A 19,088-nucleotide genomic window follows, 5' to 3' on the forward strand; every position below is an offset into this window, starting at 1 on the left:
CTGCTATTGAACGCTCGATGCAATTTCAAAGATCGGCATGTACATCAGCACGACAATGCCGCCGATCACGATGCCAATGAAAATCATCATCGCGGGCTCGATCAGCCGTGAGATCAGATCGATTGCGCGCGCCACCTGTGATTCCTGAAACGCCGCTATCCGGTCGAGCACGGGCCCGAGACCGCCCGTTTTCTCCGCGACGGTCAATAGCCGGTACGTGATCGCATCAGCCAGCGACGCCTGCTGGAACGCGTCGGAAATCTTCGCGCCGTTGCGCACCTGATCGAGCGCACGCGCAAGCGATGCCTGATCGGAACGACCGACGAGCCCACGCGCAAGATCGAACGCGCGGATGGCCGGGATGCCACCGTCGACCAGCATCGCCGTGGTGCGGAAGAACTGCGATTGACGGAACACCCGAAAGTATTCGCCGATGCCCGGCAACGCGAGCATGCGGTCGGCAATCCAGTCGCGCGCGGAAGGGCGGCGCAGCACGATCGACGCAGCAAACACGAGCACGGCGAAAGCGACTGCGAGTTCCTTGCCATGCGCGTGAACCATGCTGCCCCACGCGATCAGCAGTTGAGAAAGAAGCGGTAGTTCGCGCCCACTATGCTCGAGCAGCGTCGCGAAGCGCGGGACGACGAAGCCCAACAGAAAGAGCACGACTACCGCGCCAACCACCAGTAGCACCGTCGGATAGATCGCCGCGGACACTACCCGTCCCCGCAGTTCATGCAGCATCGCGCTGTTGCGCGAATAGCGCGTGAGACTGTCTGCGAGACCACCCGTCTGCTCGCTCGCTTTCACGCAGGCGACGAGCACGGCGGGGAAAACGTCGCTGGCCTGTTCGAGCGCCGCCGACAACGACTGGCCTTCTTCGAGCCGCCGCAACAACCCGCGATACACGGCGGCGGAGCGTTCGCGGCGCTCGTTGCTCGCGAGCGTGCGCAACGCATCGACCACGCCGACGCCCGCCGAGAGCAGCGCCGCGAGTTCGCGCGCGAAGAGTTCGACATTGAACTTGCCGCGCGCGAGCGCGGGTGTGCGCACACGCAAACGCGCGCTGCCGCGCTCGCCGCGCACCGATACGACACGCAGCCCGCGCGCGCGAGCGAGAGACGCGGCCGCCGCCGTCGAATCGCTCTCGACATGCACTGTCTGCACCGCCCCGTTCGTATCGAAGACCCGCAGCACATACTTCACGTCGCTTCTCCTCGCACCGTTCACCAGGACGACACGGTCGCGTTCTCGCCCGAGCCGCCTGGCTGACCGCCCTTGCCGTACGAATACAGGTCGTAGTCGCCATGCTCGCCGGGAGACCGGTACTGATAGGGGCGATCCCACGGGTCAGGCGGCACGGCCTTCTGCAGATAGGGACCGCTCCAGTGCGGCGCGTCCTGCGGCTTTGTCATCAGCGCCTGCAGGCCCTCTTCCGTAGTCGGGTATGCGCCGACATCGAGCCTGTATTGATCAAGCGCCTTGCCGAGCGATTCGATCTGCGCGCGCGCGATCTTCGTGTTCGACTTGCCGATCTGCTCGAAATAGCGCGGAGCGACGAGACCCGCCAGCAATCCGATGATGACCATGACCACCAGCAGTTCGAGCAGCGTGAAGCCCCGCTCGCGCGCAGCTTGCCGTGCATGCGTATCGATGCGTCTGCCGCATGTGGACGTGAACAGAATGTCGCTCACGGTGTGGTCCTCCCTGTGGAATGCCGCGCGTGTCGCGCAGGCCGCACGCCTGTGTGAATTGTTGTTCAGGCACGCACGCGCGCGAAGTAGGGAGACTCGTGCAAACAGATGGGTAAAGACCCTCCCGTTCTTTACCGTTCAAACGAAGTAGTTCAACCCATTGCCCGTGTCTTCGGGCAGCGCGAGCACGCCGAGATCGAGCGCCGCGTGTACGAGTCCCGTCGCATTCGATACGCCGAGCTTGCGCATCAGGCTGGCGCGATGTTTCTCGATGGTTTTGGGACTCAGGCGCAACTGCTCGCCCACTTCGCGATTGGTGCAGCCCTCGGCAACGAGACGCAGCACGACGCGCTCGCGGCAGGTCAGCGCACTCCACATCTGCGCATGCTGCCCGTTCGGAGGCTGGCCGCGCGGCTCGCCCTGTCGCGCGCCATATTCGTCGAGCGTCGCGTTGCGCTGGCCGAGCATGACCAGACGCATCGCCTCGACAAGCTCGTCGAACGCCGCGTCCTTGAGCACATAGCCATCGACACCTGCCGCCAGCGCCTCGCGCATATGCATATCGCTCGCGTGGATGGTCAGCGCGATGATCCTGATCTGCGGCGCTTGCCGCTTGATGTGCGCGATCGCCTCGACGCCGCTTCTGCCGGGCATCGACAGGTCCATCAGGATCAGGTCGGGCATCAGCGTCACGGCGAGGCTGCACGCCTCGACGCCGTCGCCCGCCTCGCCCGCGACGCTGTAGTGCTGCAACGCGCGGACCATCGAGCACAGCCCCCCGCGCAGCAGCGGCTGGTCTTCGGCGATCAGCACCCGGTGGATCTTCTCCACGTTGACACCTCCGCGCGGCGCGTTCACGAACCGTTGCGGGCGACGATCTCGTGATAGGCGCTCAACAGTTCGTCGGGAGTCGCAAGACCATCCAGGCGCAGCCACGGCTTGCCGGGCGCGGCGCGGAAGAACGCGACGGCCGTGTGGTTCATCTTGTCGCCGCGATAGACGTTGAACGCGCGCTGCGCGGCGACGCTCGCTTCCACCGTGCCCGTGTAGTACTGCCATTCCGGGCCCGCACCGAAGCGCTCAGCGTAGGCCTTGAGGCGCGCGGGCGTGTCCTCTTCGGGATCGATCGAGATCGACACCATATGCACGTTGTCGCGCTCGCTGCCGAGCTCCTCCTGCAATTGCTCGAAGGTCTGACTGACCATCGGGCAGATCGTCGTGCATGACGTGTAGATGAACGTCAACACCACGGGACGGCCGTCGTTCAGTTCGTCGATGAGCGAAACGGACTCGCCGTCGTCGCGCACCAGCGTGATGGGCGGCAACGCGTAATCCACCGTGGTGCGTGTCGTGCCTGGCGCCATGTCGTGATGATGCGCATGCATCTCGTGCTCGCCGGACATCGAGTGAAGCTTGTCTTTCGACTGCTCGTCGTGCGGGGGCATGGCGTCCGCTGGCGCGGCCGTGTCATGCGCGGCGGGCATCGGCATGTTGTCCATCGGCATGTCTGCCGGCATCGCGTGGGCATCGTGCGCGGGCGCCTCTTCCGTCGCGATGTCTTTTTCTTCTGCGGCTTTTGCTGCTGCCTGCGCTGCTGCCGCTTCCTTCATCACGCGCTGCTTTGCCGTCATGCCTTGCACCGCGGCACTGGTCGGCGCATTGTCTTGCGCTGCGTTGTCTTGTGCTGCCTTTGCAGCCGTCTCCGCGATCGGGTCATCGCTTTTTGCCTCATCCATGTTCATCGAGGCGTCGTGATGTTGTGCCGCCATCGCCGCATCGGCTGCGGGCTCCTGTTCTGCCTCGGCGCTCAACGCGGGTAGCGCCGTCAATCCCGCGCCCGTCAGAATGAGCGCTCCGATTACGAGCCTGTGGGTGTTCATCGCGACCTCCTCTTCATGAAGCAACGGGCTGCGAACCAGGGCACGGCGCGCAATTCGCCCTTGCTCGACCAGTCTCGTCAATCGTCTGTGGGACGTCATTGGATGAAGCTCCCCAAAGCACAGTAGGGGAGTTCCACCTGCGTAATACCCCGCGCCAGACGGTCCGGGTGTTCCCCGTACGAAACGCAGCACGTGCCCCGTTGCCGTGCGCGCGGCGCGCGGCCTACAATCCCACAGCGGCTTCAGAGTTTTCGGGTCAACCAGACGGGAGCGCCCATGCATGCCACTACGTCGCCTGAACCGCCCGTCAAGCTGCGCGATCTGATCGACGCGATGCGCAAGCTGGGCAACGCCATGCGCGACACGCAGCAGACGGTACACATCAGCGACGCGCGCGGCGCCGCGCTCGCCTTGACGACCGCCGAAGGCGCGATCGTCAGCACGAATCGCAGCGCCGCCGCGCTGCTCGGTTATGCGAGTGCCGATCTCGCCGGCAAGCCTCTCGCGGACCTCGCGCATGAAGAAGATCACGCGGCCGTCGAACAGCAACTGCACGACACCGCAGATCATGTGTTCCACACGTTCGACGTCACGCTCACGGGCCGCACCGGCCATCGAATGCCATTGCATGTGTACCAGCAGGCTTTTGCACCGAGCCACGGCGGCGCACTGCTCCGGCTGATGTTGCTCGCCGAGCCGCTCGCGTCGCTGGGAAGGAAGAAGTCCCAAAGCGCCCAGCCACCTGCCGACGACGCGTGCAAACCAGCAACCTGGCTCATGATGGGCCAGCAGCGTGAACGCGAGCGTCTCGCTGCCGAGCTTCACGACGGCATGGGTCAGGCGCTGACGTTGATCAAGCTGATGGTGGAAGACGCGCGCATGCGCTTGCGGCGCGGCCAGGCCGACGACGCCGCGCAACTGCTCGATGCAACCGTCCTGCAGATACGCGACACGATCGGCGAAATGCGGCAGATATGCGGAGAGCTGAGGCCGCTCGCGCTGGAACGTCTCGGCCTGCCCGCCGCGTTGGGCGCGCTCTGCCGGCGCGTCGGGCAAAGCATCGAAACGCTGCGAGTAATGTTTTCATGCGGCATCGAAGACGGCGAAATCCCCGATCATCTGAAGGCGGATATCTTTCGCGTGGTGCAGGAAGCGCTCAATAACATCGTCAAGCATGCCGCTGCTTCGGAGATTCGCGTCGAGTTGCAGCGCAATGCATCGCACCTGCTGCTGACCATACGCGACAATGGAACTGGCTACGAGACACGCCCACTTCGCACGGACGACGCCCGCTCGAACGGCCTGGGTCTGACGGGCATGCAGCATCGCGTCGAAACGCAAGGCGGCACGTTCGCCGTGAGTGCAATCCCGGACGACGGCACCGAAGTCTCGGCATGCTGGCCTCTGTAGCGCCTCGCATGTCATGCCGCGCGGCGCGCACGCATGTCCCGGCTAGGCCGCAGTCGTACCGCTCATGCGCGGCAACGCGGCGTTCTCCGCTTCGCCCGCCGCGCCGTCCACCTGCGCGCCGGCAACGGGCAAACGATACAGCCCGTCGTCCGTCTCAGGCTCCGCGCATTTCGACGCGAGTGAAGTCAGCAGGCCCATGCTGATCGCAGCAAGCACGAGTTCCGTCACGTTCTCGATCGCAAGCTTGTGCATCACGCTCGCGCGATACTTCTCGATCGTTTTCGGACTCAGGTTCAGATACTGGCCCACTTGCCGGTTCGTCCGCCCTTCCGCAATCAGCTTCAACACGCTGCGTTCGCGGGCCGTCAACAGGTCCCATGCTTTCTTCGGCGCGGCGATCTCGCGCCCCGTCACGAACGAATCGACCATGAAACCATAGACGTCCGCGCTCAGATGCTTCTTGCCCTGCATGACCGTGCGCATCGCGAAGAGCAGTTCGTCGAACGACACATCTTTCAGCACGTAACCGTCGACACCCGCGCGCAACGCCTCGCGCACATATTCCTCGCTCTGATGCACGGTCAACGCGATGATATGCACGAGCGGCGAGCGACGCTTGATCGCCGCCGTCGCGTCGATGCCGTTCATGCCGCGCATCGACAGATCCATCAGAATCAGGTCGGGTGCCAGCGACATGGCGAGCTGACACGCTTCCTTCCCGTCACGCGCCTCGCCCACTACTTCATATTCGCTTTGCGCCGACAGCATCGAACGCAACCCGTTGCGCAGCAGGTCGTGGTCCTCTGCGATGATCACGCGATGTTTGATGTTCACGGTCGGCTCCTCGTGTCGTGTAAGTGTGCGTGCCATAACATGGCGAGCACAAAATTCTTCTTCTTTCGATTGTTACTTTCTTGAACATTACGTATATATTTCGTTATGCTAACGCATGGTGGCAAAACCCTGCCAGGCCTGCGCCCGGCTCAGAAGGAGCAAGGAGCTTGCCATCCTCGCAAAACCTGTATGCGTGCCCGGCCATTTGAAAACTGTCAAAGATCGGTAATTTTTGCGCGCAAAAATGTTTCATTCCTGATCGGTTTCTTTCCATTTCACGCGCCCGTAATACTTTGAAAAAAGTCCCGTTCAGCACTGAGAGGCGAGTTATCCGGCAGTTTTCACCCACACGGCATGCTCCGCTTTGGATTTCCTTCTTTGCGCGTGCCTGCGCACCAAAACACCCGACGAATTCGCCCTTGCCACAACCGCCTCACCTGTAACGTTTCTGTACAGTGGGTGAAAGCCCTCCGCATCCGCCTCAGAAAAAGGGGAGATCGCCCCATTGCCGCCTTCTGGACCGCGCACCACAATCAGAGCACGAGCGGAGATCCATCATGCGCGTGCATGCAGCGACACGACCGGCACCTACAGCCTCCGCGCCATCCGTTCTGTCGGCCGTCGTGCTCGGTCTGGTTCTGGCTCAACCCGCGCACGCCGATATTTTCGGCAAGGTCGACAGCACGGGCGCAATCGTGCTGACCGATATGCCGGGCAAGACGGGCATGTCGCTGATCGTCGCGTCGCCGCCGTCACCAGCGCGCGCGAAACAGCCTGTGCAATCGACGCATGCCGACGCCGCGCAATTCGAACCCGTGATCGTCGAGGCCAGCGAAATCTTCCATCTACAGCCCGAGCTCTTGCGCGCGGTCATCGACGTCGAATCGCGCTACAACCCGAACGCCGTCTCCGAAAAAGGGGCCCTGGGCCTCATGCAGCTGATGCCGGACACGGCGCGCCGCTTCTCCGATGGCGACATGTTCAATCCGCGCGACAACGTGCTTGCGGGCGCCCGCTATCTGCGCTTTTTGCTCGATCTCTTCAAGGACGATATGGAACTGGCGCTCGCCGCGTACAACGCCGGCGAGAATGCGGTGATACGCGCGGGCTACAGGATTCCGTCGTTTCCCGAAACGCGTTCGTATGTGCCGCGCGTGCTCGATAAATACCGGCGGTTGCTGCCTGCGAGCAGTTGAGTTGATCACTTCGAATAGCGCGCATTCAGCGCCTCGCGCTACGGCACGATCCAGTCGCTGTCCGCGACCACGCGCAGTCTGTCCGACTCTGCGAAGCGCACGATGTACCCGCCCTTCGATGCATAACGCTGGCCCGGTGCGAGCGTGAGGCGCGGATAGTAGCCGGTGAGAATGCGATGTTCGAGCATGTCGTCGATACGTTCGACGAGGTAGTCGCGCACGAAGGCATCGACCATATGGCTGAGCGTTTCGGCGAGCAGCCCGCACGCCAGATAGGTATCGGCCTGCACACGCTCGTCGACGACGGGAATATGCCGTATCGCGAACCATCCAAACGCATAGTCGACACGCACGCGACGGCCTTGCGGCAGATCGACGGGATACGCAAGGCGGGTGTTGTCGCGCCAGTGCGCTGGCAGCGGTACGCGGTCGAGCCCGCCCATCAGCCCGGACACATACACGGCCACCGAGGCAGCCGGCGCGTCGCCGAGCGCGGCGATGTCGGGCGGCCTGAGCCACAGCACGAGCACATCTGCGTGCGACGCGCGTCGCAGTGCCGCCGCGACGCGCGCGTTCGCAGGCATCGCGTGATTCTCGACGGCGATGCCCTGCTTCTTCAAATCTGCGGCAAGCGCCTGCGCCGCGGCCTCGCCGCTATCGCCCGCCCGATAAACCTGCAGCACTGTCTTGACCGGTCGAGCCGAAACGGAACTGGCGGACTCGCGTATTCGTTTCGCGATCAATTCCGCTTCGAGCAGCACGCCACGCGAGAAATACATCGAGTAAAAGTCGTGCTCGCTTTCGACGGGCACCTCGACGTTCGGAAACAGGCACGGCACCTGTTCGCGCTCGCAGAAATCGTGGACCGGCGCCCAGTTCCTGCCGCCGAGTCCCGACAGCACGGCGAACACCGGCTGCTTCGCAAGATACTGCCGCAACTGCGCCTGCCACGTCTCCGGCGGGCCGTGGAGTTCCCATACATGCAGTTCCCAGCGCCTGTTGACCATGAACATCATCTTGCGCGACGAGCGCAACGCGGGCGTCGCGCCCAACGGCGAAGCGTTCTTGTCGGCAAAGTAATGTTCGAGCACATCGAGCATGCCGCGCCGCTTCACGGGGTCGGCGTCGGGCGTGATGATCGTTGCGAAGTGCAGCACGGTGTCGGTGACGCCGAGCGCCCTGCGCCTGTCCAGCGTCTTCAGGTAGCCGATGAGCGCATGCATGTCCGCGTCGCTCAGATCGAATTGCGGCATCAGATAACCGAGCGGCTTGCCTTCCGAATCGATGCCTTCACGGATCGCGCGCGCGAGCGTCGCTTCCGTGTACGGCTCGCGACTGGTGCGCATGCCGTCGATGAACGGCACCGTCAATTCATCCGGGTTGTTCGCGGGCGGATGAAACAGATACTGTGCGGCAATGGGCGGAATGACCGTGTTGCCCTCCTTCGCGCCAAGCCCGCTGCGTCGATGGCAATTCATGCAAGCGGCCGTTGCGCCTCGCATCGCAAGTTGCCCCTGATGCGTCGCTTCGACGGGACGGCCGTCGCCGGCGATGCCGTCGCGAAAGATCGCAACGCCAACGTCGACAGGCGGCGCTGCGAGCGCGTGATGCGCTGACACCAGCAACGCGGCGGCGGACGCGGTGACAATCGCGCTCGCAAAGAGCCGCCGCGCAAACACAGTGGCCATTGCGACGAGGCCGGGCATGATCGTTACTGCGCCGGGCCAAATGCGGAACGCGGCGCCTGCATACCGCCCGCGCCGACTGCCACCGATGCGCGCCGCCCCGGCACCATCGGCCTGACGAACATCGCGTCGTCGAGCGGCGGATTCAGCGACACCCGCTCGAGCACGAGCCGGTCCTTCTTCGCCGCGCCCGCCACGCCGCTTTCGATCGCGAACGGCACCTGCACGCCGTCGACCTCGCGATAGTCGCGATACGTCACCTCGATCTTCACAGGCGCGCCCGACAAACCCGGCGCTTCGCGATCGTATCTGACGTCGAGAAACGACGCGGCGTCGACCCATACATGACGATGCGCGCCCGACGGCAGCGTGACGGCAAGCCGGTAAGCGTCCTTTCCTTCGATGGCATCCATGCCGTCGAGCGATACGGCAATGCCCTTTGCCGCGTGATCGAGCAGCGGGCCGTCGATCACCTGTTCGTCGCGCGCATAACGAACTTCTGCGGGCGTGTAGGGCTGCACATCGGGCGCGCCGCCCGAAGACGGCCGGATCTTCCACCCTTCCTTGCCGTCGAACACGCGCACGATCCGCTGGTTCATCGCCGTGATCTCGAAGCGCGTGCTGTTGGGCCGCCGCAGCGCCAGCACGAACGGCGCATTCGGAGTCGGCGCGTTCGCGCTTTCGACATGCCCCATCCAGATCATCGTGCGGACCTTGCGCCACGCGTCCACGCCGCCGCGCGCGGCCTCGTTCTTCGCGATGATCTCGTCGACCGTAAGCGGCTGTCCGGCGGCGGGCATCTGCGCCCATGCGAGCGCGGACACACAGCCCGCCAGCAACCATGACGCGATGCGTTTCATGATCGTGACCTCATCGACGTGGCGTCATTTCGCGGCGACTTTGGCAGGCGCGGATTGCGGTTGCGCGGGCAATTGCGGCTTCGCAAAGAGCGCGTCGTCGGCGGGCTGGTTCACCGTGACATGCTGGATCGTCATCTGATGCTTCTGCTTCACGCCCGTCACCTGTGTCTCGAGCAGATGCGGCACCATCAATCCGCCCTCGCGCCGGTAATCGCGGTAGTAGACGGAAACGACATGCATGCGTCCATCGAGCTTGCGCGGATCGCCTTCGACCTTGACTTCGAGAAAGCTCGACGCGTCGATCCACACATGCCGTTGCGCGTGATCTTTCGTGGTCAGCAGGAGTTTGTAGGCGCGATGCCCGTCGATCGTCTCCATACCCTGCAACGCGACCTGACTGCCCTTGGCAGCATAGTCGACCAGCGGGCCGTCGAGATCGGCCGTTTCCGCCGCCGATTTCGCCTCGGCAGGCGTATAAGGTTCTGCGACATTGCGGCCGAGGAATGGACGCACCTTCCACCCCTGGCTGCCGTCGTAGACCTGGAAGGCGATCTGGTTGTCGAAGGTCAGTTCGAAGCGGCTCTTGTGTGGCCGCTTCATCGTCATGACGTACGGCAGTTTGACGGGCTTCGTGCCACCCACGTCGATCTGTCCGCTCAACGTCATCGTGTTGACGGCACGCCATGCCTGCAATCCGCCACGCGCGGCCACGTTGCGCTCGACCACCTGCGCCGCGCTCATCCCGCCGCCGCCCGCTGCCAGCGTGGCGTGCGCGGCGAAGCTCGCGGCCACCACGCCCGTCATCGAAGCAATTATCCGAAAGCCCCGGTTCATGTCGATCTCCTCAATGTCGTGCCGCGCACACGCCTTATTGAACGACCAGCCCATCGATATGGAACGAGCCGATCAGTACGTTGACGCGATCCCCCGCCTTCACCAGATTGCCCTTGTTGGAAAACACCATCCAGTATTGCTGGCCGACCTCGAGCGCGCCCGTCTGCCGCAACTGTCCGATGTTGTCCATCACGGGCACTTCGAGCAGCACATGATTGGCTTCGCCGTACAGATAAGGCGTCGTGCTCTTGTCGCCGAGCAGCTTGGCGAGCGCCGGGTCCGTCACGCGGTAACTGAAGCGCAGCAGATTGCCCGACGCAGTGCGGCGCACGCTCAGGTTGTCGACGCCCCGCACTGACTGATAAAAGGTGCGCGCGTGCGCGGGCAGCTTCATCGGCTCATAGCGCGACGCGTGCGGCGCACCGCCATGCATTGCCGCCTGCTGTGCCTGCTGCGCCGCTGCCGGTATCGCCGGCAATGCGGCACAGCAAATCCACGTCGCCGCTGTGACTACGCGTCTCATTGCACCGCTCCCGTCGAAGGCGCATTGGCCTGCGGACCTGCCGTGCCCGTCGCCCCATTGCCCAGCACCTGATTGAGCAGATCGAGCAGCGCGCCCGGCGCGAACGGCAGGTTGCCGCCTGCGAACAGTCCTGTGCGTGGCAACTCCACCGCGCCGATGTCGTAGCTGCCGCTCTGCGGACGCTGCGTGCCGAAGAAATCGTGATTCGGTGCGCCCGTATTCGTGCCCGCATTGACGGCAGGGGAACCCGTCTTGATCGAGTAGTTGCCGAGCGGCACGCCATAGTTCGTGCTGCCCGAACTCACCGTCATGTTGAACAGCGACAGCGGCCCGTACGACATGTTGATCCACTGGTTGCCTTCATCCGGCGTCGCCGACGGCAGAAGACCGAACAGCGGATTGGGCAGCACGGTATCTGCAATGCCGGGCGGCACCGCGAAGCCGTTTCCGCCGCCTTCGGGCGGCACGCGTGCGCCGTTGCAGTATTGGCTCACCACGTTCGGATTCGCCGAGCTGTTGTGCGCGTTCGGATAGTCACCCGCATCCGTGATGATCGAGTACTGTGGAGCGAGCCTCATGCCCGACGAGTGATCCGAAGGCTTCGTATCGCCATAGGCGCCGAGATCCCAGTACACAGCCTTCGGATCACAGTAGCCCGTCTGATGACCCGCCTGATTCAACGTCGGGTTCAGCGCGACGGTGTTCTGCAATCCCGGGATGTTCGGGTTCAGGCCGCCCACGGTGATATAGAACGTGCGGTTCTGCCAGAACACGTCGTTCCTCAGCACGGGGAACGAGTAGTGGCTGCAGTCCTCGCCTGCAGGACAGCCCGCGCCGCCCGCCGTGAACGCCGACAGGAAGTTCTGCGTATGCTTCGCGGTTTCGAGGCCGGAAGGCTGCATCGTCGACGTCGTGATCGGGCTGCACGTCGTTTGCGAGCCGACCGTCGTGCAGTTCGGCGGACCGACGTTGGCCTGCGCGGCGAGCGCCGTGTTGAACAGCACGCCCGCCGATGCCGTGGAGTCGTTCGAGATCACCGTGTTGTTGATGAAGTTCACGCGCACGGCATCCTGCACCGACACGCCGCCGCCCGACCAGCCCGCCACGTTGTTCGCGATGATGTTGTTGATCACGCTCACCTCGTACCAGCGGTTACGGTTGCGCGGGCTGCGCTGCACGTCCGTGCCATTGATGTTCTGCAGACGCAGGCCGCCGCCCTTGCCGCTTTCGGCCGTATTGCCGACGATCAGGTTGCCGTCGATCACGAGTCCCGGCCCGACACCGTCCGATAGCTGCGGCGCGCAGTCGATATCGGTCGGCGAGTTCTCGCAGAACGTGCCGTCGGGCGGTACGCCCTGGGCGATCAGCCCGCCACCGTATGTTGGCAGCGTCGGGTTGTTGCTCTGGTTGAACAGGATCCAGTTGTGCGACAGATCGCCGTTGTAGCTGAAGCCGAAGTGCGCGACGCCGCCGCCGTCGCCGCTGCTCATGTTGCCGCAGACCCAGTTGTAGTTGAAGTGATAGTTGTCCGCGCCCGAGCAGAACGTCACACCCGCTGCCGAAGAAGGCGTCGTCGAGTTGATCTCGTCGCCGTACGAAGCATTCGACGTCACCGAGTTGTGGTGGACGTTGACATGCGTGTTGTACGCGAACGGCTCCTGCGTGAAGCCATCGTTGGCGATCGTGCCGTCGGGCACTTCGACCTGGCCGATGGTGATCCCGCCTGTCAGCGTGCCTGCATTGCTGAACACGCGGTTGTTCGACACCTCCGTGTAGTGATTCCAGCCGTGCAGGAAGATGCCGCCGCCGCCCTGCGAGCTGTTCGTGAACGTGATGCCATCGACACGCGACGGGTTGCACAGGAAGTTGCTCGAATAGGTGTTGCAGTCCGTGTTGCTGGCCGTCAGCGGCGTACAGATACCGTTGGCCGTGCAGTTCGGATCGGGCTGCAGCACGCCACCCACCCGCACGTCGCGCACACCCTTGGCGAGCACCGTGATGCCCGCGCCTTCGTACGCGCCCATCAGCGTCGGCTCCATCAGCAGCTCGCCGAGATTGCCGTTGAGGGTGCTGTCCCAGCCGAACGTCGGCTCGAGCGGAATCGGGTCCACCTTGCGTTGCATCGCGGTAGAACACGCGTATGTTCCCGACGGGTCGTACGGATTGCCCGACGAAATCGCACCGCCGTTGAGTGCGAGGCCGAACAGGCAATCGATCTGCCTGCGCCACGGGTCGACCTTGCCGGACGGATGCGTGTTGGCGTTCACGACGACAGCGGGCGCACCCACACCCTGCAGGCGCACGGGCTTCCACATCAGCAGCATCTCGTTGTAAGTGCCCGGACCGACGATGATCAGATCGCCCGGCGTCGCCTTGTCGATGGCCGTCTGGATCGCGTTGCTCGTCCCGTTCTCGCCGCCGACATAGGCGGGCGCCTTGCCGCCGATCGTCACCGTCACGGTATCGATCGACTTCTTGCCGTTGCCCGACGTGATGACCAGTTCGCCGCAGCGCGTCTGCGTATTGACGCCGCGCTGCTGGATCGTGCAGCTCGACTGGTTCGCGGAGAGCGTCGGCACGGTGACGTTGATCTGTGTATCCGACCACGAGTTCACGTGCGCATTCACACCGCCAACTGTCACCGTCCCTGTGCCCTGCGAAGCGCCGAAACCGTAGTGCCGGGAGACGAACTTCTGGTTATAGGGCGCCGTGGTCGCAGCGGGACCGCCGTAGGCATGATTCGGCACTTGCTGGTCGCCCAGCGCCTTGATGGTCAGCGTATGGCCGGCCTGGCTCACCCACGGGCCCGCGCCGCCGTTGCTCGTGTCGCCCGTCACCGACGAGATCGCGGGCGTCGCGTCCGGATACGCGCAATCGGGTGGGTTGTAGCCATCTGCGAATGCGGACACGGGCACGACAGGCGTATCCATGTACTGCGTCTGTCCGGGCATGAACGGAATCTCGTAGCAGAACTGGCTGTACGCGGGGTTGAACAGCGGATCGCGGATCGTCTGCCCCGGATGCGCGGGGTCGGGCATGTCGGGATCGTTCATGCAGGCGACCATCATCGTCGGCGCGTAGCCCGTCGGGTTCGGCGGGTTCACTTCCCACGTCGAATAGTTCATCCCGTTGAAGATGCCCCACTGGTCCGAATAGACGCGGCTCACTTCGTTGCCCGCGAAATCCTTCAGCGAAACGGGCACGTTCGGCACCGCGAACTTCTCGCCGAACTGCGGAGAGTACGGATCGAACTCCGACGAGAAGTCATCGAGCATGAAGCCGGTGAAGTGCGCGGCCACGTGCGTCGAACTGAACACCCAGAACTTTGCGAGCGCCGACATCTGGTTGGTCAGCACGACTTCCTTGCGGTCGCACAGGTGCCGCGAAGCGCCCGCGAACGGCGCGACTTCCTGCGAGCCTGGGAACAGGCTGATGTAGTCCGGCACCACACGCAGCGCGCCGACGCACGGCCAGAACGTCTCGACGCTGCCCGTGTCGCCTTCGTGACGCGGCGACGAGCCGAGATCCGTGGTCGGGTTCTGCGCGTTGTTGCGGTTGTACGTCGCGTTCACAGCCGCCTGGTCGGGCAGGATGAAGATGTTGCCCAATCCGCCGAACTGCTGCGTGACAGGCGCGATGTAGTTGTCGCCGATCAGGATGTTCTTGTCTTCTTCCTTCACGAGTTCATAGCCCGGCGGCACGATGATTTCGACCACATACTTGCCCGCAGGCAGCATGTACGAGCCGTCGGCGAGCTTGCTGCAGATCGTGCAGTTCGAACCCTTCGGCGTGCCCTTCTGCGGATCGCGGTCCGTCACGCTCGGGAACTGGTACATCCCGTCGTACGGCGCGGGCTGCAGCTGGTTGAACGCGTGCATGCCGTCATAGCACTTGAACTGCGAGTGCATGGGCAGCGTCCGCCTTTGCGGGTCGAGCCATTGCGAGCTGTCCTTCAGCGTGAAGAAGAACGGATCGGTGGTTTCCTGGCCCGGGCAGTTCATGTTCGGCACGCCATCCGAACGGAAACCCTGTGCCCAGTCGTCCCAGCTACTGGTCTTCGTCGTATCGACGAGCGTGAGGCTCTGCGTGCCGTCGGCAGCCGTGCCTTCGGCGTACAGGTTGACCGTCACGTTCGGCACGTCGGGCGTCCAGCTCGTATGGATCAGCAGAGCGGGATCGTCGAACGGACGCGTCGATGCGTAAATCACTTCGCCATGAATGCCGCCGTTCTCGTTCGCCCCATACGGCGCCTTGCCGAATTCGATGAACGAGTTCTGGCCTGAGAAGCCTTGCCAGCCCATCGTCGTGACCCACGGCGGATCGATGCGGCCCGTCGACGGATTGGTGCCCGTACGGTCATTGCAGTCCGCGTCGTTGCAGTAGATCGCGCCCGGCACGCGCAACGCGCCCGGCAGATGCGCCGTCGACGATTCCAGCGTGTTCGCGTAGTTCGCCGCGATCGACGAGCCACCGCCGCCGGGCGTGCCGTCAGGCGGGCCGCCCGCGTCGTAGACGACATGCACGCCCGTCTGTTTGTAGCGCGTCGTGTCGGCCTCCGCGATGTACCAGTTGAAGAGCGGGAACACCTCGTTGAACGACGCGTAACCGTTCAGGTCCGTGTTGTTGAAGTTCGAATAGCTGCCGTCGCGGAAGCGGATATTGGTCGGCACGAGCGCGAGACCCGGCTCGCTGTCCTGCGACACGCCATCGCCGTTCGTATCGATGAAGCTGCGCGTGTAGAGATTCGTATGCCATTGCAGCACGGCCAGGTCGCCGACGTTCTGCGTCTGACCGCCTTTGAGCTGCACCGCCGTCGCGAGACCGTCGACGATCTGGTCGTTCCACTGGTCGAACACCGTGATGCGGAACAGACCATCCGGCAGGCCGTTGATGCTGAACGTGCCGTCCGCGTTGCACTTCGTGAATGCGACGTCTTCGAGATCAGGATCACCAACGCTCACATAGCATTGCGTGAAGCTCAGCGAATCGCGCGAGCCGCTGCTGTAGAGGTTCTCGTTAGGCGGACGGCTATAGTGCAGATTCGTGACTTTGCCCGTGATCCCGTTGTTGCACGCAACGCCCTTGCATATGCCCGGCAGCCGCGCATTGATGATCTTCGGATTCGCGAAGCCGATCGTCACGTGGAAGCCCGCGGGTCCGAACTCCTGGAAGTACGAAGGCCCGCCCACCTTGATGAACGCGTCATGCGCTTTCTGGCCGTCCAGCGTATTGGTTTGCAGCCACTCCTCGCCTTTCGCGATGCGGTCCGCCGCAGGCGTCGCGACGACGCCATAACGTCCCGGCATCAGGTTCGCGATGATCGCCTGGCCGACCAGCGGCGACAGCGTCTTGCCGTCCGACTCGAACCTCGGGCAGGTCGGAATCATGCCGACCAGTCCGTCGTTTGCCGCCTTCGTGATCGGGCAGGCGTCGAGGCCGGTGTTCGGATCGATCGTGCCTTGGAGTGAATTCGACAGCGGCATGTTGAACATGTCGTAGGTCATCTGGCCTGTGGCATCGCCCGTGCCGCCCGCGTCGTCGAAGAGCTTGATTTCGAAGCCGCCCAGACCCGGCTCGCGCGCGGTGCCGAATCCGTCCGAGCCGCCGCTCACATCGATTTCGCCATTGACGGGTGCATCGTCTTCGAACACAAACACCGAGATTTTCGCCGTCTGCAGCGGGGTTTGCTGAAGCAGCACGTTGACCGCGTGTTGCGTTGGCGCGATCGGCGCGCCGCCCATTGCGTGGCCGCAGGCGCCCGTGCCGGGCGCGAAGTCCGCGCCGCCCGGACCCGACGGACAATCCTTCGCAATGTCGAACTGCCGTTGCGGACCGTCCGGATTGTTCGGGTTGACCGGCTGCGGCGCGCCCGCGCCGTTCGTGAAGGTGTTGCCGGCGTCGCCAGGAAGGATCGACAGGTAGTAGTGCTTCGTGGGATCGAGTGCGACCTGCGATGGATCGACAGCCGTTTGCTGGGCCGAATCCGTGCGGCACACGCCGTTGCCGACGTCGCACACGGCGGGCACGTGCGTATTCGTGCCCGGATCGAACACGGTCTGCCCCGATTCGCACGACACCGTGCCGACGCATCCCGCCGCGACGACGGGCATGTAGCTCGTGTGGAAGCTCGTGCCGAGGCTCGGCACGGGCAGCGGCGGACACGTCGCGGGCCGTGTCGACGAGTTCACCTGGCACGCGGGATCGATCTGGAAGGTACGGTCTTCTTCGATGATCCATCGGTAGTCGTTGATTGCCGTACCCGTCTTCGCATCCTTCACGGCGACGGCGAGGCCGCTGCCGCCCTTGAAGGTCACCGTGACAGTCGCGGCCCCGCTCGCCGTATTCTGCGAGTTTGCGGCCTTGTACTTGAACGTGACGGTTGACGTCGCGTTGCCGACGGGTGCCACGCTCGGCACGGCGTTGAACGAGCCGTCCGCGTTGAGCGTCACCGTGCCGCCCGACGCGCTGCCGACGATCGAAGCCGTCAGCGGCAGCCCCGCCGGATCGCGATCGTTGCCGAGCACACCCGGCGCACCGACGTGCAACTGCGACGCGATGTTGCTGCTGAACGCGTCATCCGACGCGACGGGCGCCCCCGACAGGCAGTTCGAGCCCGCCGAGCATGCGGCAAGCGTGACTGTCGCGGTCAGCGCGGCGTTGCCGTTTGCCTGATAGGTGAAGCTGTCCGTTGTGGTGCCTGCATTCGGTACATACGTGAAGGTGCCGTTGGGATTCAGCGTGAGCGTGCCGCCCGTCGGCTGCGTCTTGATCTGCACGCCGTAGACACCCACGTCGTTGGCGATCAGCCCCTTGCCAGGGTCCGAGACCGTCAGCGTATTGCCCGCGACGAGGAAATACGAATCCGGGTTAGCCTTCGCGTTCGCGTTGCCCGCCGCGGAGGTCGGCAACGCGCCGCCGTTCACGCTGATGTAGCCCTGCATGCCGCCGTCGCGCTGGTTGTTGGTCGACAGGCTCAGCTGACGATCGAACACGGGCAACGCGAGCGCGCCCGCAGCGACCGAGTTCATCAGCACATCGTAGGTTTTGCCGGCGGCCAGAAACACGGCGCTCTGCACGCGCGGATTGCCGGGCAGCACGTTGCCGTCCTCCGCGATCAGCGAGAAGCCGGACACGGGCGGCAGGCCCGTTTGCGCGCCGACTACGGACGGCACATGCATGCGCAAACCGGCGTTCACGAAGCGCACCAGAATCTGGCCCGTCGAATTGGCCGTTGCAGCGGGGGCCGTGACAGGGAACGCGGAGCCATTTGCATTCGACCGGTCGAATGCGACACCGTTGATCAGGTAGTAGCGCGGGTCGTAGTTCACCGCGGGTGGATAGCAGGTTCCGTAAGTCGCCGATGCGGGATCGCCGCAACCGCCCGAGAGACCGGACCACACGCGCGTTTCGTTGAAGCCCGGCGTGGCAACCGCCGTAGCGACGGCCTGGTTCTGCACAGGATCGATTTCACTGAGCACCAGCGGTAGATCCGCATCGTATTTGATGCCCGGGTAAGCCTGCCCTTGCGTTGAACCGGCCGAGGGCGGCGTCGTGACGACGAGCACGCCGTACAGACCCATTGCCCCCTGGATCGACGGGTGCGTGCCCGATTCGATCAGATAGGTGCCGGGGCGCAGATTGTTCCAGGTCAGCGTACTCGAACTGCCCGTGTTCACTTCGCTCGAGAATGACTGCACGCGCGGGCCTTGCGTCGGCGGCGTGAAGCTCGCGCCGCTACCCGTGCCGGCAATCGGCCAGGTCGTTGCTGTCTGGGTCGCGTGAACGGGACTTGGCGACGTGGTCGCCGTGTTGCCGAGACCGCCGCCGAGCTGCCCGACGATCACGAGCGACGTCGGCACCGGCGTGGGCAGGCTGTTCGTGAGATTGATCGTCAGCGAGCCGGGCGGTGTCGTGATTACGACGGGCGACCAGTTCGAGCCCGCGGCGGAATTGGACGCCGCGCAGGTGGCGGGCGCAACGGCTGCGGCCGAGCAGTTGTAACCCCACATCGGCACGACCTGCCCGTCGGGAAGTGCAATCGTCTGGGCCTTGGCCGTCAGCGTCACGCTCTGCGCGCAGACCATCGCGCTCGCCGTCATCAGCATCGACGCCACGACACCCGCCTTCACGAGGCCGGCAAGCGTCCTTTTGAAATCGCAGGATCTCATCGCG

General features: G+C 64.1%; 12 protein-coding genes. 2 read left to right on the forward strand and 10 right to left on the reverse strand.

From position 1 onward, the window contains the following. Positions 1–3: 3 nt before the first annotated feature. The 4 genes from C2L65_RS39830 to C2L65_RS47380 form a co-directional block, all read right to left on the reverse strand. Positions 4–1,206: a type II secretion system F family protein gene (locus tag C2L65_RS39830; protein WP_042305288.1), complete on the reverse strand. Its 1,203-nt coding sequence runs from the start codon at positions 1,204–1,206 to the stop codon at positions 4–6. 20 nt (positions 1,207–1,226) lie between these two features. Continuing rightward, entirely contained in the window at positions 1,227–1,694 is a 468-nt protein-coding gene (gene gspG, locus C2L65_RS39835; protein ID WP_042305289.1) for a type II secretion system major pseudopilin GspG, read from the reverse strand. 138 nt (positions 1,695–1,832) lie between these two features. After that, positions 1,833–2,525 carry a response regulator gene (locus tag C2L65_RS39840; protein ID WP_042305367.1) on the reverse strand — a complete coding sequence of 231 codons (693 nt, stop codon included), beginning with the start codon at positions 2,523–2,525 and terminating at the stop codon, positions 1,833–1,835. 23 nt (positions 2,526–2,548) lie between these two features. Further along, a complete protein-coding gene (locus C2L65_RS47380; protein WP_427910221.1) occupies positions 2,549–3,139 on the reverse strand; it encodes an SCO family protein in 591 nt (196 codons plus the stop codon). A 711-nt stretch (positions 3,140–3,850) separates the two neighbouring features. Between C2L65_RS47380 and C2L65_RS39850 the strand changes: the two genes are divergently transcribed. Then, the gene (locus C2L65_RS39850) at positions 3,851–4,984 is read left to right on the forward strand and encodes a sensor histidine kinase (protein WP_042305291.1); all 1,134 of its coding nucleotides are present in this window, start codon (positions 3,851–3,853) and stop codon (positions 4,982–4,984) included. Positions 4,985–5,026: 42 nt separating this feature from the next. Here the strand turns inward: C2L65_RS39850 and C2L65_RS39855 are convergent, their stop codons facing one another. Continuing rightward, on the reverse strand, positions 5,027–5,818 hold the full coding sequence (locus tag C2L65_RS39855; RefSeq protein WP_042305368.1) for a response regulator: 792 nt from the start codon (positions 5,816–5,818) through the stop codon (positions 5,027–5,029). A 557-nt stretch (positions 5,819–6,375) separates the two neighbouring features. Here C2L65_RS39855 and C2L65_RS39860 point away from each other — a divergent pair. After that, positions 6,376–7,014 carry a lytic transglycosylase domain-containing protein gene (locus tag C2L65_RS39860; RefSeq protein ID WP_042305292.1) on the forward strand — a complete coding sequence of 213 codons (639 nt, stop codon included), beginning with the start codon at positions 6,376–6,378 and terminating at the stop codon, positions 7,012–7,014. 38 nt (positions 7,015–7,052) lie between these two features. Here C2L65_RS39860 and C2L65_RS39865 read toward each other — a convergent pair whose 3' ends face one another. From C2L65_RS39865 to C2L65_RS39885, 5 genes are read right to left on the reverse strand one after another with little or no spacing between them, the layout of a single operon-like run. Next, a complete protein-coding gene (locus C2L65_RS39865) occupies positions 7,053–8,720 on the reverse strand; it encodes a c-type cytochrome (RefSeq protein WP_042305293.1) in 1,668 nt (555 codons plus the stop codon). 5 nt (positions 8,721–8,725) lie between these two features. Further along, positions 8,726–9,559 carry a LolA-like protein gene (locus C2L65_RS39870; RefSeq protein WP_042305294.1) on the reverse strand — a complete coding sequence of 278 codons (834 nt, stop codon included), beginning with the start codon at positions 9,557–9,559 and terminating at the stop codon, positions 8,726–8,728. A gap of 24 nt (positions 9,560–9,583) precedes the next feature. Then, positions 9,584–10,393 carry a LolA-like protein gene (locus tag C2L65_RS39875; RefSeq protein ID WP_042305369.1) on the reverse strand — a complete coding sequence of 270 codons (810 nt, stop codon included), beginning with the start codon at positions 10,391–10,393 and terminating at the stop codon, positions 9,584–9,586. A 34-nt stretch (positions 10,394–10,427) separates the two neighbouring features. After that, the gene (locus tag C2L65_RS39880; RefSeq protein WP_042305295.1) at positions 10,428–10,916 is read right to left on the reverse strand and encodes a hypothetical protein; all 489 of its coding nucleotides are present in this window, start codon (positions 10,914–10,916) and stop codon (positions 10,428–10,430) included. After that, positions 10,913–19,084: an Ig-like domain-containing protein gene (locus C2L65_RS39885; RefSeq protein WP_042305296.1), complete on the reverse strand. Its 8,172-nt coding sequence runs from the start codon at positions 19,082–19,084 to the stop codon at positions 10,913–10,915. The genes C2L65_RS39880 and C2L65_RS39885 overlap by 4 nt, the downstream gene beginning before the upstream one ends. Positions 19,085–19,088 lie beyond the last annotated feature (4 nt).

The organism is Paraburkholderia terrae, assembly GCF_002902925.1.
Classification (GTDB): domain Bacteria; phylum Pseudomonadota; class Gammaproteobacteria; order Burkholderiales; family Burkholderiaceae; genus Paraburkholderia; species Paraburkholderia terrae.

Coding starts and splice junctions, on each gene's coding strand:
- C2L65_RS47380 (WP_427910221.1), bottom strand. CDS start 3,139: ATGCCCCCGCACGACGAGCAGTCGAAAGACAAGCTTCACTCGATGTCC.
- C2L65_RS39850 (WP_042305291.1), top strand. CDS start 3,851: ATGCATGCCACTACGTCGCCTGAACCGCCCGTCAAGCTGCGCGATCTG.
- C2L65_RS39860 (WP_042305292.1), top strand. CDS start 6,376: ATGCGCGTGCATGCAGCGACACGACCGGCACCTACAGCCTCCGCGCCA.
- C2L65_RS39865 (WP_042305293.1), bottom strand. CDS start 8,720: ATGCCCGGCCTCGTCGCAATGGCCACTGTGTTTGCGCGGCGGCTCTTT.
- C2L65_RS39870 (WP_042305294.1), bottom strand. CDS start 9,559: ATGAAACGCATCGCGTCATGGTTGCTGGCGGGCTGTGTGTCCGCGCTC.
- C2L65_RS39875 (WP_042305369.1), bottom strand. CDS start 10,393: ATGAACCGGGGCTTTCGGATAATTGCTTCGATGACGGGCGTGGTGGCC.
- C2L65_RS39880 (WP_042305295.1), bottom strand. CDS start 10,916: ATGAGACGCGTAGTCACAGCGGCGACGTGGATTTGCTGTGCCGCATTG.
- C2L65_RS39885 (WP_042305296.1), bottom strand. CDS start 19,084: ATGAGATCCTGCGATTTCAAAAGGACGCTTGCCGGCCTCGTGAAGGCG.